Below are 12,507 nucleotides of genomic sequence, written 5' to 3' on the forward strand. Positions count from 1 at the left end.
GTCGCTCCTCACTTAGAGGTTCGAGACAAACGTGTCTGAAAAAGGACGATCGGTATCACAAGGATGACGAGAAGCAGCACGGTGACGGCGGAGGCCACCGGCCAGTCCCGGTTGTTGAAGAACTCGATCCAGATCGTCCTACCGATCATCTGAGTGTCCGCACCTCCCAAGAGATCGGGCACGACGAACTCGCCGATGACCGGGATGAACACCAGCGCGCATCCGGCGGCGACGCCCCGGAGGCTGAGCGGAAATGTGACGCGCCAGAACGCCGCGATGCGTGAGCATCCAAGGTCGCGTGCCGCCTCGATCAAGGTGCGATCACTGGCACTGAGATTGGCGTAGATCGGCAGCACCATGAACGGCAGGTAGGTGTAGACGATGCCGATATAGATCGCGGTCTCGGTGTTCATGATCCGCAGCGGCTCGGAAATGATGCCGAGGTTGAGGAGCAGCGAATTCAAGAGTCCGTCGTTGCGCAGGATGCTCATCCAGGCGTAGACGCGGATCAGCATCGAACTCCAGAACGGCACGATAACGAGGAAGATGAGGAAGGAGCGTGACCCTGGCGAGCAACTTGCGATGCCGTAGGCCAGCGGATAGGCGATCGCCAGCATCAGCGCCGTCGAAATCGCCGCCACTTTCAGGCTCGTGAGATAGGCAAGCAGATAGGTATTCTCGCCCAGGACGAAGACGAAGTTCTCAAGATTGAGGCGAATGCTGAGCAGCGATCCCTGCCATGCATAGAGCGGCTCATAGGGTGGCATGCCGAGGCGAACGGACGAGAGGCTGATCGCCAGCACGAGCAGAAACGGCATGAGAAAGAAGACGGCCAGCCAGCCATAGGGGACGAGCACCAGTGCACGCCGGCCCAGATCGGGTTTTGATTGCATCATGTCGTTCCCCTAGTCGGCCAGCAGACGGGCGGCCTGCGGCATCCATGACGCAAACACGGTGTCGCCAACCGACAGATCGTCCTGCGCACCTGAGTTGACGCGCCGAGCGTCTAGCGTTGCTCCGCTCTTCAGGCGCACCCGGTAATGCCGCCCGGCCCCGGCATAGCTGAACTGTTCGATGACGCCCTCAAGGCCGGTGCCCTGCTTGCTGAGCTCGACTCTTTCCGGCCGCACCGACACCCAGTAGCGACCATTGGTCGAAATATGGTCGCTGGCCGTGGCAAGCACCGAGCCGCCTGCCTCCGCACTTTCGATTTTCAGCTCGTTGCCGGAGCGTCTAGCGCTGCCGCCTTCAAACACGTTCGCCTCGCCGAGAAATTTCGCGACGTAGCGGGAAACCGGTGTTTCGTAGACCTCGGCCGGCGATCCGATCTGCAGCACTTTGCCCTGTCGCATGATCGCGATGCGCGACGACACGGTCATTGCCTCATGCTGATCGTGGGTTACGATGATGAAGGTCAACCCCAGCTCCCGCTGGAGCCTGACCAGTTCGTGCTGGGTTTCCGTACGAAGGTTCTTGTCAAGCGCGCCGAGTGGCTCGTCCAGCAACAGCACTTTGGGACGCTTGACCAACGCCCGCGCCAGCGCGACGCGCTGCCTTTGTCCGCCGGACAGCTGCTGCGGCTTGCGATCCAGCAACGCTGTCAGTTGGAGCTTTTCGGCCACCTCGCTGACGCGCTGCCGGATCTCGCCGCTTGCCAACCGGTCCTGCTGCAGGCCGAAGGCAATGTTCTTGCCCACCGACAGATGGGGAAACAGCGCGTAGGACTGGAACATCATGTTCGTTGGCCGCCGATGGGCCGGAACGTCGGTAACCTCATCCCCGTCGAGCCGGACGACACCCGACGTCGGTGTTTCGAAGCCGGCGATCATGCGCAGCAGGGTGGACTTGCCGCATCCGGATGGACCAAGGAGCGAAAAGAATTCCCCCTTCCCGATGCCGATCGAAACGTCGTCAACGGCGCTGAACAGACCGAAGGACTTGGATAGGTTTTCAATTGATACGTAGGATTGCAACACGGATGTCCTTCTGCTTCCGCTTCTCAGGCAACGCACTCAGTTGCCGGCCCTAAACGCGGTCCACACCCGGGTGCGTTCGCGCGCCTGGCGCGGCGGAAGCGATTTGTCGACGAAGAGCTTGGCGCGGACTTCGGCGGGCGGATAGACGTTTGGGTCCGTGCGGATCGCCTCGTCGACCAGAGGTGTCGCCGCAGCATTGGCATTGGCGTAGAACACGTGGTTGCTGATGTCGGCGACGGTCTTCGGCTCGAGAACGTAATCGATGAAGGCCAGGGCTTGCTCCGGGTCGGGCGCGTCGCCAGGGATGGCCATCGTGTCGAAGGAGATGATGGTGCCCTCCTTCGGGATCGAATAGCTGACCGCAATGCCATTGTTGGCTTCTTCCGCGCGCGCGGCGGCAATGCCCGCGTCGCCGCTCCACATCATCGCCAAGCAGAGCTGGCCGGAGGCCATGTCCGCCACCAGCTGGCCGCTCTGCATGTGGCGGATGTACGGGCGCAGCGTCAGGAGCAGATCCTTGGCCTTGTCGAGATCTTCCTGTTTTGTCGAATAGGGATCGAGACCGAGATAGTTCAGAGCGATCGGGATCACTTCGTTGGGCGCATCGACGATGCCGATGCCGCAGTCTTGAAACTTCTGCGCCAGCTCCGGCTTGAAGAACATGTCCAGGCTGTTCGTCGGCGCGGCACCAACCCGCTCCTCGACGAGCTTCGGATTGTAGGCGATCCCGGTCGTCAGCCACATGTACGGGATCAGATATTGATTGCCGGGGTCGTGTTCGGCAACAAGCTTCAGGAGATCCTTGTCCAGGTTCTTATAGTTTTTGAGACCGGAAGCATCGATCGGCTTCAGCGCGCCCGATTGGATGAGGCGCTCACCGACAGTTGCGCTTGGAAAGGCAACGTCGAAACCGCTTCCCCCTGCCAGCAGACGTGTCTCCAGAACTTCGAGCGAATCAAAGAAATCGACACGGGGGTCGACGCCCGTGCGCTTGGCGAAGGTCGAAACTGTGTCTTCGGCGAAATAGTCGGAGAAGTTATAGATAAAGAGCTTATCTTCAGCCTTCGCTCCTGCGTGCGCATAGAGCAAGGCGATCGAGGCGACGGCAACCGAGTGCATCAGCGAACGGCACGAACCAGACATGTTCCCTCCCAAGGATGACTTTTCTTGGGAAAAAGCCTGCTGGGGTAACGGGGAAGGGTCAACACTCCCTTTGGCTAGGCTGGTGGCGGTTCGGTGACGCGGCACATGACCAACGTCTCTAAAAAGAGCCATATTCCCAAGTGTCTTAGTGCAACTATACCGCGTCGAATACTGGTGCACAGCAGACAGTACCTACAGTCGAAGCACAGATTGCGTGCGGGTCAGATTTACCCACATTGAAAGCGCCTATGATGGCTTGCAGCTGCGCAAAAGGCCTGGCAATCCGTGTGGCGGACAAAGGCGCTCTGAGCTCTTTCGAGCGAACAGAGAAGTACTTTGTGCTGCCAGCCTATGTTCGGTTTGAATCCTGCAAGGATTGAGGCTTGACGCGTGACGGTCGTTCCAGCTCTTCCCTCAAGCCGGCTTTCTCAGACCTATTGCCGTTGTCGGCACCAATCAGCTCCATAATCTCCGCCAGCACGGGCATCGACGTTCCCGCCCCCTGCCGGGTCACCGCTATAGCCCCGAACGCATTGGCAAGCCGGCAGCATTCAGCTCCGGGCAATCCGGACAGCCGCCCGATAATGTGCCCGGCCGCGAAGGCATCGCCGGCCCCGGTCGTGTCGACGGCAGCGACGAAAAACCACGGCGCGCTTTCAACCCCGGAATTTTGGTGGAGAGACGACCCTGCGGCATCATGCTTGAGGGCGATCCTTTTCACACCCTGGTGCAACAGCGACTTGATCGCCTCTTCGGCAGGTGTGTCGGAGCCTGCTCCTGCCAGCGGCGCAAGATCGGCTCCGCCCAGCATGATGGTGTCGAGTTTCGGCAGCAGATTGCGCACCTGCGGCGCGACCGACAGGGCAATCCCGGCGGGAATATCTAGAGTGACGGGGATATGCCGCTCCTGCGCAAGCTCGATTGCTCTCATCGCTGCGTCGGACTGCGGACTTTGCAACAAGGCGTAACCGGAGAGATGAAAGAGCGCCGCATCGTCAAACGTATCGCCGACGATCGATGCCGGGGACAGGTGCGCGTTGGCCCCGCGATAGGCAAACATCGTTCGCTCGCCGCCCTTGCCGACGGTCACGATGTTCGTTTGCGTCGGCTCCAACGGGTCCCGGCCGATCCATGCCGTCGAAACGCCGGTGTCTTCGAGCGAAGACAGCGCCTGCTGTCCCCATGCGTCTTGTCCCACCCGGCCGATCAGCCGGCAGTCGTGGCCGGCGCGCGAAAGCGCGATAGCTGTATTGGTGGCCGAACCACCCAGCATGTGCCGCTGGGCGGTTGCGATCGCCTCTCCGCCCTCGGGCGGATACGCAGGGATATCAAGCACCAGGTCGATATTAATATCCCCCAGGAGGACGATCGCTGCCATTGCACAAACCCTAGATATCGAGATGCATTTGTTCTATCGCCTGATCTACGTCGGCGATGATGTCGTCAACATGTTCGATACCGACCGAGAAACGCACCAGGCCATCGACCACGCCCATCGCCTCGCGCTCCTGGCTGGGAATGTCGAGAAAGGCCATGGTCGCGGGCATCTGCGTTGTGGTGCGCAGTCCACCGAGGCTCGCCGCGAACGAGCCGAGCTTCAGGCGCTTCAGCAGCCGCACACCCGAAGCCTCGTCCTCGACGCAGAAAGAGAGCATGGCGCCGCCGCCGCGCAACTGCTCGCTCGCCGAGGCATGGTTCGGATGCGAGGGCAGTCCCGGATAGAAAACCCGCTTGACCTTGGGATGGGCTTCGAGATGTTTTGCAAGCGCTAGCGCATTGGCGCATTGCTTTTCAAGACGCAGCGCAAGCGTCTGCGCACCGCGGAGCAACAGCCAGGCATTGAACGGTGACAGCGGTGCGCCGAGCTTGTTGAGGGTGTTCCAGCGCACGTCTTCCAGCCAATCGGCAGGCAGGATGTCGGACTTCAGCGTGATCACCCCGCCGACCGCATCATTGTGGCCGCCGATGAATTTGGTCGCGCTTTCTACGACGACGTCGACACCGAACTCGTGGGGTCGGCAAACCGCAGGCGATGCGAAAGTGTTGTCGCAAATCACGACGATGCCGCGCGCATGGGCAAGTTCCACCAGCGCCTTGAGCGGCGGCACCTTCATGGTCGGATTGGCGATCGCCTCGACGTAGAGAACCTTGGTCTCATCGGTAAACGCGTTTTCGACGGCACGGACATCGGTGCAATCGACAAGGCTGACCTTCAGCCCGAAATCGGCCGCGCGGTGATCGAAGAACTCGTGCGTGCTCGAATAGGTGGTGAGATCCGCAACGATGTGGTCTCCCGCCTTCAGGATGCCGAACAGCGCATGCGAGATCGCGGCCATTCCGGAAGCCGTCGCCAGGCAGGCAGTACCACCCGTCAGCTGGGCGATGTGTTCTTCGAACTTGTATTCCGTCGGGTTGCCGCAGCGCGAATAGATATTCACTTCCTTGCGCGCGCCGGCGACGATCTGGTCGTAGATGTCGCCGCCATACTGGAAGTTCGCCGACATGTAGATCGGATAGCTGATCGACTGGGAATGCTCCTCCGGGGTGTAGAAGACTGCCCGGCTAGCAAAATCGAGCTCTTTAGGCGACATGAAACTTCTCCTGCATTGGACCAGGCTTTACCCAAGTCATTAAAGGCTATTCCTTGACGGCACCGCCGAGCAAAGCGGCGGTGATCTGGCGTTCGAAAAAGATGAAGAGGACGAGCGGCGCGATTGCCGCGATCAGGATTGCCGCCAGCATCACCGGATAATTGGTGATGTGCTCGCCGACGAAATCGGTAAGCCCCACGGGCAGCGTCTTGCGCGCCGGACTGTTGATGAAGACGACCGGAAACAGGAAATCGTTCCAGACCCAGATCATGTTGACGATCGCCGCGGTGAACATCGCCGGGCGGGCGATCGGCAGCGCAACACGGGCGAAGATCGACCACTCGGAGGCACCATCCATGCGCGCCGCGTCGAAGAGTTCACGCGGAAGCGTGTTGAAGAAGGCCTGCATGATGAAGATCGTGACCGGCACGTTGAAGGCGGCGGTCGGCAGGACGACACCCATATGCGTGTCCAGCAGTCCGGCGCCACGAAGCATCACCACCAAGGGCACGAGCGCCACATAGGCGGGTATCGCCATGGCCGCCGTCAGGCCGAGTTCGACCGCAGGCATCCAGCGCGGACGATAAACCGCTAGCGCATAGCCCGCCAAGGTCGCGACGGCCACCGTGATAATCGTCGCTCCTGCCATGATCAGTAGCGAATTGACAGCATAACCGCCAAGCGCGCCGCCACTCCAGGCGCCGACATAGGCGTCAAGCGAGAAGCTCGTGGGCAAAGACCAGACCGAACGCATGAACTCCTTGTTGGTCTTGAAGGTGCTGTAGATCATCCAGATGAACGGGAACACCACCAGCAGCACATGCAGCGTCAGGAGAACAAGGACCACCGTGTTGGTCACAGTCCAGCGGCGAACGGCACCCATGGCTCAAGTTCTCCCGCCGACGCCGGCTCTTTTCAGATACCGGAAGACGAGCCAAGCGCCGATCGCAGTCAGCAACATCTGCGTGAAGCCGATCGTTGCGGCGTAGCCCATCTCGAAGCTGCCGAAGCCCATCTTGTAGAGGTAGGTGGAAACCACCTCGCTTGCATGGTTCGGGCCGCCATTGGTCAGGACAAAGACGAGTGAGAAGGTCTTGAGCGAGCCGATGATCGCAAGGAGAGAATTGGCACGCACCGCGTCTCCGACCATCGGGATGGTGATCGAGAAGAACTTGGTGAAATGGCCGGCCCCGTCGATCTCGGCAGCCTCATAGACGCTTTCGGGCACACTCCTCACCGCGGCCACGAAAAGCAGGACGTAGAGGCCGAGATAGGTGAAGCTCATCACCACCACCACGGCCGAAAACGCAGTGCCGGATTCGCCGAGCCAACCGCGCTTCAGGCCGTCCAGCCCAAGCGCGCCGAATGCCGCGTTCACCAGGCCGAAATAGGGATTGTACATGAAGCGCCAGAGCAGCCCGATGCAGATCTCGCTGACCATCACCGGTACAAGATAGAAGAACAGGAATATCCGGCTGAAGGCGGGCACGATGCGCACCAGGCAGTAGGCGATGCAAAGCGCCAGAAACACCTGGAAAACCATCGCCGAAAGCGCGACGAGAAGGTTGCGGCCAAGCGCTCGCCAGAAGATCGGGTCGCCGGCCAGGCGGACGAAATTGCCTGCCCCTTGGAAGATGGGTGCAGACGCTCCGTCCCAACTGAAAAGCGAAAGCCAACCGGCATAGACGACGGGATAGGCGACGAAGGCTGCAATGAGCAGGAATGCAGGTGACAGGAACAGGAGTGCCGCCCTGTTGTGGCTGTTGCCAAAGCCTTTGCTGGTACTCATCGATCTTACGCTCCATGGAGGGCTTGCGCGGCGAGCGGCTTGCCGCGCAAGCGGATCATGTCGCTGGGGCCAATTACTTGTCGGCCCGCAGCGCATCCTCGAGACGCTTGGCCGCATCGGCCGGCGGCACCGAGCCGTCAAGCACGCCCTGGAGCGATGTGTAGTAGATGTTGGTAGATGTTGGTCGCAGCCGGCGGCATCGCCGTGTCGTAGAAGGGATCGAGGTGGCCTGCATCAGCCATCAGCTTGCTGCTGATATCGAACAGGACCGGGCCTGCGGCGGCCTCAGTCGTCGCGTCCTTCACAGTGACCATTGTCTTTCGAAGCTCGACATACTTGGTCATGACCTGGCGCGACGTCAGGAACTTGAGCAAGGTCACGGCATCGGCCTTGTTCTCGGCCTTCTGCGAGATCCCGAATGTGGCGGCGACGCCGGCCAGGACGTCAGACTGGTCACCAGCCCCGTCCTTGACTGTCGGGAATGCGAAGTAGCCGAGCTTGAAGCCTTCAGGCGCATCCGCGGAGGCGCCGATCTGCCACGTGCCGTTCAGCATCATGGCCGCCTGGCCGTTGAGGAAGAGCATGTTGGCTTCCTGGTCGCCCATGCCGTTGAAGCCGATCGGGAAATAGCCCTTGCTCGAAAGCGCGGCGACATGTTCCAGCGCCTTGGTTGCCTCGTCGCCGAGCGTGGCTTTGGCATCCTTGTTGACGAAGGAGGAGACCACACCGGATCCCTTGAGACGCATTTCGAGATACTGGAACCAGAACGTTGCCGGCCAGGCGTCCTTGTTGCCAAGCGCGAACGGGACAACGCCCTCGCCCTTGATCGTCTCGGCCAATGCCAGAAGCTCATCGTAGCTCGACGGCACCGTCCAGCCTTTTTCCGCAAAGAGCGCTTTGTCGTACCAGAAGACGACGGAGTCGACATCGACGGGAACGGCGTAGGCATGGCCATCCTTGCTTGTCTGCGCGAGCGCGCTTTCAAGGAAGCTGTCGCCCCAGCCGTCCTTGGCAAGGTCCGCGTCGAGCGCATACATCTGCCCGCCATTGACGAAGGCGTTCAGGAATCCGCCGGGCAGCGTGTAGAACACGTCAGGCGGATTGCCCGACGCCATGGCCGTGTTGAGTTTGGTCTTATAGGCCGACTGCTCGGCCGCAACGACATCCAGCTTGATGTCGGGATGGACCTTGGCAAATTCGTCCAGTGCGAAGTTGATGAAATCGACCTTGTCCTGCTGACCCGCATAGGCGTGCCAGAAGGAGAGTTCACCGGCCGCGGCCGGAAGGGCGGTCAGCACCACGGCCGCACCAGCAATCAACAAACGCTTCAGTCCCATGACATCCTCCCAGAAGTCCAGCAGCGCATCTCATCGCGTCAATGCAGTGATGCCACATCATATCAATCATGTCTATAGTGACACCACAACATGACTGTGCTAGCCTCCTCGCCAGGCGCACCGCGAACCCGAAAAGGGCCCCGTCAATGATCAATGATTTGCGAGGCAACAGCATCCCAGCCAGCAGCCGGCTTCGAAGCGTGCTGCCGAAATTGTCCGATTCCGAACGACGCGTGGCGCTTTGGATGCTCGACAACAGCGACAGCGCCATCCGCCAGTCGATGTCGGCAATCGCCCAGGCGACGGATGTCAGCGATACGACCGTGCTGCGCATGTGTCGCACCGCCGGCTTCGAGGGGTTCACCGATCTCAAGCTGGCGCTGGCCCAGGAGCCGCGCACCGTTCAAGCCGAAATATCGACCGAGCCGCAGACAAGCGACCTGCAGGCTGCCGCCAGATTGTTTCGGGCCATCAGCCAGGCCCTGACCGATACGCTCGGCGTTCTCAATGAAAAGACCCTGGCCGAAGCAATCGATCTGATGGCCGGTGCCAGGCACATATTGGTCGGAGGCGTCGGCGGATCCGGCATCGTCGCGCAGGCATTTTATCAACGCTGTATTCGGCTGGGTCTGCGCTGCGATGCGCCGGTCGATTCCCAGTTGCAGATCATGCATGCGGCGCTGACCGGACCAGGCGATCTCGTCGTCGCCATCTCCTATTCGGGCATCACCAGCGATCCGGTTCTGGTGCTGCAGGAAGCCAAGTCGCGTGGCGCCTCGACGCTCTGTATCACCGGCAACAGCAGCTCACCGCTCGCCCGCCTCGCCGACGTCGTTTTGGTCAGCGTCTCGCATGAGCAGGGCAGCGAGCCGATGGCAGCCCAGATCGCGCAGATGACATTGGTCGACGCGCTCTATTCCGTCTTCGCCGCACGCAATACCGAGCGGGTTCAACTCACCGAGGAGCGCATGGTCAAGGCGATCCTCCCGAAATCCATCTAGCCAAAACACGAGCAAGTCCTTGAAAACACAAATCTATACCATGCAGACAGTGACTGAGGCGCTTGCTGCAGCCGAAGCCGGCGTCGATTATCTCGGCGTCACGCCTTCGAACCGGGGTCTGCCCGGAGAGATCAGTAACGCCGCGGCGCGCGAAATTACCGATGCCCTCAAGGGGAAAGCGCAACGAGTGGCGCTGTCGGTTGAGAGTGATCTCGAGGCGATCGCCGAGATGGTGGACGCGGTGCAGCCCGACGTGCTGCACCTGTGTGGCGACATCGAACTCGTGACCCCCGAGCATGTCAAAACGTTGCGCACCAAGCTGCTTGCAAAGTATCCCGACCTGCAGATCCTCCAGGCCATTCCGATGACGGGCCCCGAGGCACTCGATCACGCCGCAAGGTTCGAGCCGTTCGCGGACATCTTCATCCTGGATTCCGTCGCGGCCCATATCGGTGGTATTGGTGCGGCCGGCGTCACCCATGACTGGTCGCTCAGCCGCGAAATTGTCAAACGCAGCAAGCGACCGGTGATCCTGGCGGGCGGCCTCAAGCCGGAGAATGTCGCTGCAGCGATCGAGGCGGTTCGGCCCTGGGCGGTCGACTCACTCACCCATACGAACCGCCCGCTTCCGGAAGGCGGCTTTCGCAAGGACATCGACAAGATTGCGGCCTTCGTGGCCGCGGCCAAGCACGCCTGAAGTTGAAGCCAGGCGCATTCCGGCGCGCAGCACCGCTGCGCGTCCTCGGGCCGCTTGGCTTGCGAATTCAACCGTACCGCACCCGACGGTGGCGTTCAGAGAGCGACGGATTGCCAAGGAGGTGGCCGTTCATCCGCGCGACATGGCCCTATCCAGGACCACCGACAGCAGCACATCGGCCCCAGCCGCAACGTCCTGGGGAGAGGCGTATTCCTGCGGATTGTGACTTATGCCATCACGGCAGGGAACAAAGATCATCACCGTCGGCATCCGTCGTGCCAGATGAAAGGCGTCGTGGCCCGCCCCGGACGCCATATCGTGCGCGGCAAAGCCGAGACGTTCGGCGCAGGACCTGACCAGGTTTGCGAGGTTCGTGTCGAACCGGACAACGGGCGAGTGCCAGCGAGGCGTGACGTCTAGCCTTATTGCCGGGTAGTTGCGCGACAGGTCGCTGCAACCACGCATCAGCGCATCATGCATTGCTTCCAACTCGATTTCGTCGGGATGCCGCAGGTCGACCGTCATCTCTATACGGCCCGGCACGACATTGATGGATCTGGGAAGAGCTCGGATCTGCCCAATGGTGCACCGTGCCTGCGGATCGCGACCGCCGATCTCATGGACAAGGTCGATCATTCGCGCGTGCAACGGCACGGGATCTTTCCGCAGCCTCATCGGAACCGGTCCGGCATGGGTTTCCTCGCCATGCAGCGAGATTTCGTACCAGCGGATCCCCTGCCCGCCGGTTACGACGCCGATGGTCTTTCCGTTGTTTTCGAGAATGGGTCCCTGCTCGATGTGCAGCTCGACATAGCAATAGTGCAAACCGATATCCGGCGTCGGCCTTGCGGCATCGCGCATTGGGATTTTTGCTCCACTTGTGAAAGTGGCAATTTCGTTCTACCTTCACAATCACAGCAAGAATTCCTCAGGCCCGCCACAATTCGTCTCTGCGACAGGGGAGAAGTGCATGGAGCTCTTGGATTCGTCTCGCGACAAGAACGCATATGTTTCGACTGGTCGCCTACCCCCCGCAGATGCAGTTTCTAGACTGGTGACTTCCGCACACGAGCGGTTCGCCGACGTTGATCTCGGCCACAACTCTCAAGTCTATCCGGCGCTTGCGAACGTACCGAGCGATCTGTTCGGTATTTGTGTCGTGGGGCTCGACGGACGCATTTTCTCGGTCGGGGACGCCGAACATGAATTCACGATCATGAGTGTTTCAAAGCCGTTTCTGTTCGCTTTGATTTGCGATGTGATCGGCGCGACCGGAGCCCGTGACCGACTTGGCGTCAATGCCACGGGTTATGCGTTCAACTCTTTGACGGGCGTCGAACGAGATGTCGCGGGACGCACGAACCCCATGGTCAACGCCGGTGCAATCGCCACGACCAGCCTCGTTCCGGGAGAAAGTGTTGAGCCGGATGGCAATTCATTCTCCAGGGTTTATCCCGCTTTGCGGGCAAGGACCTCCGCGTGAACGAGGAGGTTTATGACTCGGCCTCGAAAACCAACTCCAGAAACAGAAGCATCGCTTGGATGCTCCATAGCGTCGGGCGCATCTACTGCGATCCGACCGAAGCTGTGGAGCTTTACACGCGGCAATGCTCGCTGAATGTCAGTGCACGCGATCTCGCGGTCATGGGGGCGACGCTTGCCAACGGCGGCATCAACCCGGTGACCGGGGAGCAGGTCGTCAAGCAGGAGGTTTGCCACTACACCTTGGCCGTCATGCTGACAGCGGGCCTGTACGAAACTTCGGGCGATTGGCTCTATGAAATCGGCCTGCCCGGCAAGAGCGGGATCGGAGGCGGAATAGTGACGGTTTCACCCGGAAAAGGCGGATTGGGTACGTTCGCACCGCCTCTCGATGAAGCTGGCAATAGCGTCAAGGGACAACTCGTTGCGCAGTTCCTGTCGCAACGGCTGGGGCTTGATCTGCTGATTTCCTCTTCCGGCAGTTAACCGTC

Annotated in this window: 11 protein-coding genes and 1 pseudogene; 3 read left to right on the forward strand and 9 right to left on the reverse strand. The window is 60.6% G+C overall.

Translation table 11 applies throughout. The annotated features are described in order from the left end of the window. Positions 1 to 8 precede the first annotated feature (8 nt). The 8 genes from AC244_RS10000 to AC244_RS10035 form a co-directional block, all read right to left on the reverse strand. Positions 9 to 896, reverse strand: a complete 888-nt coding sequence (locus AC244_RS10000) for an ABC transporter permease subunit (RefSeq protein ID WP_053248659.1) — start codon at positions 894 to 896, stop codon at positions 9 to 11. Between the two features lie 9 nt (positions 897 to 905). Then, entirely contained in the window at positions 906 to 1,976 is a 1,071-nt protein-coding gene (locus AC244_RS10005; RefSeq protein WP_234716901.1) for an ABC transporter ATP-binding protein, read from the reverse strand. Between the two features lie 36 nt (positions 1,977 to 2,012). Beyond that, positions 2,013 to 3,119, reverse strand: coding sequence for a polyamine ABC transporter substrate-binding protein (locus AC244_RS10010; protein ID WP_063934094.1), 1,107 nt, complete (start codon positions 3,117 to 3,119; stop codon positions 2,013 to 2,015). A gap of 349 nt (positions 3,120 to 3,468) precedes the next feature. Beyond that, positions 3,469 to 4,497 carry a carbohydrate kinase family protein gene (locus AC244_RS10015; RefSeq protein WP_063934095.1) on the reverse strand — a complete coding sequence of 343 codons (1,029 nt, stop codon included), beginning with the start codon at positions 4,495 to 4,497 and terminating at the stop codon, positions 3,469 to 3,471. A gap of 10 nt (positions 4,498 to 4,507) precedes the next feature. Next, positions 4,508 to 5,710: a trans-sulfuration enzyme family protein gene (locus AC244_RS10020; protein WP_053248661.1), complete on the reverse strand. Its 1,203-nt coding sequence runs from the start codon at positions 5,708 to 5,710 to the stop codon at positions 4,508 to 4,510. Positions 5,711 to 5,756: 46 nt separating this feature from the next. Further along, positions 5,757 to 6,593: a carbohydrate ABC transporter permease gene (locus AC244_RS10025; RefSeq protein ID WP_053248662.1), complete on the reverse strand. Its 837-nt coding sequence runs from the start codon at positions 6,591 to 6,593 to the stop codon at positions 5,757 to 5,759. A 3-nt stretch (positions 6,594 to 6,596) separates the two neighbouring features. After that, positions 6,597 to 7,499, reverse strand: coding sequence for a carbohydrate ABC transporter permease (locus tag AC244_RS10030; RefSeq protein WP_053248663.1), 903 nt, complete (start codon positions 7,497 to 7,499; stop codon positions 6,597 to 6,599). 137 nt (positions 7,500 to 7,636) lie between these two features. Beyond that, positions 7,637 to 8,836, reverse strand: coding sequence for an ABC transporter substrate-binding protein (locus tag AC244_RS10035; RefSeq protein WP_234716902.1), 1,200 nt, complete (start codon positions 8,834 to 8,836; stop codon positions 7,637 to 7,639). Positions 8,837 to 8,982: 146 nt separating this feature from the next. Here AC244_RS10035 and AC244_RS10040 point away from each other — a divergent pair, with 146 nt between their 5' ends. Together AC244_RS10040 and AC244_RS10045 are read left to right on the forward strand one after the other, a co-directional pair. Beyond that, positions 8,983 to 9,837 carry a MurR/RpiR family transcriptional regulator gene (locus tag AC244_RS10040; RefSeq protein ID WP_082366806.1) on the forward strand — a complete coding sequence of 285 codons (855 nt, stop codon included), beginning with the start codon at positions 8,983 to 8,985 and terminating at the stop codon, positions 9,835 to 9,837. Between the two features lie 19 nt (positions 9,838 to 9,856). Beyond that, entirely contained in the window at positions 9,857 to 10,534 is a 678-nt protein-coding gene (locus AC244_RS10045) for a phosphoribosylanthranilate isomerase (protein ID WP_053248664.1), read from the forward strand. A gap of 129 nt (positions 10,535 to 10,663) precedes the next feature. Here AC244_RS10045 and AC244_RS10050 read toward each other — a convergent pair whose 3' ends face one another. Further along, a complete protein-coding gene (locus AC244_RS10050; RefSeq protein ID WP_053248665.1) occupies positions 10,664 to 11,395 on the reverse strand; it encodes a hydantoinase/carbamoylase family amidase in 732 nt (243 codons plus the stop codon). A 109-nt stretch (positions 11,396 to 11,504) separates the two neighbouring features. Between AC244_RS10050 and glsA the strand changes: the two are divergent. Next, positions 11,505 to 12,502, forward strand: a pseudogene (gene glsA, locus AC244_RS10055) (glutaminase A). The last annotated feature ends 5 nt before the right edge of the window (positions 12,503 to 12,507 follow it).

It is taken from the genome of Ensifer adhaerens (assembly GCF_001270265.1).
Classification (GTDB): domain Bacteria; phylum Pseudomonadota; class Alphaproteobacteria; order Rhizobiales; family Rhizobiaceae; genus Ensifer; species Ensifer adhaerens_B.

Coding starts and splice junctions, on each gene's coding strand:
- AC244_RS10000 (WP_053248659.1), bottom strand. CDS start 896: ATGATGCAATCAAAACCCGATCTGGGCCGGCGTGCACTGGTGCTCGTC.
- AC244_RS10010 (WP_063934094.1), bottom strand. CDS start 3,119: ATGTCTGGTTCGTGCCGTTCGCTGATGCACTCGGTTGCCGTCGCCTCG.
- AC244_RS10020 (WP_053248661.1), bottom strand. CDS start 5,710: ATGTCGCCTAAAGAGCTCGATTTTGCTAGCCGGGCAGTCTTCTACACC.
- AC244_RS10040 (WP_082366806.1), top strand. CDS start 8,983: ATGATCAATGATTTGCGAGGCAACAGCATCCCAGCCAGCAGCCGGCTT.
- AC244_RS10030 (WP_053248663.1), bottom strand. CDS start 7,499: ATGAGTACCAGCAAAGGCTTTGGCAACAGCCACAACAGGGCGGCACTC.
- AC244_RS10025 (WP_053248662.1), bottom strand. CDS start 6,593: ATGGGTGCCGTTCGCCGCTGGACTGTGACCAACACGGTGGTCCTTGTT.
- AC244_RS10035 (WP_234716902.1), bottom strand. CDS start 8,836: ATGGGACTGAAGCGTTTGTTGATTGCTGGTGCGGCCGTGGTGCTGACC.
- AC244_RS10050 (WP_053248665.1), bottom strand. CDS start 11,395: ATGCGCGATGCCGCAAGGCCGACGCCGGATATCGGTTTGCACTATTGC.
- AC244_RS10015 (WP_063934095.1), bottom strand. CDS start 4,497: ATGGCAGCGATCGTCCTCCTGGGGGATATTAATATCGACCTGGTGCTT.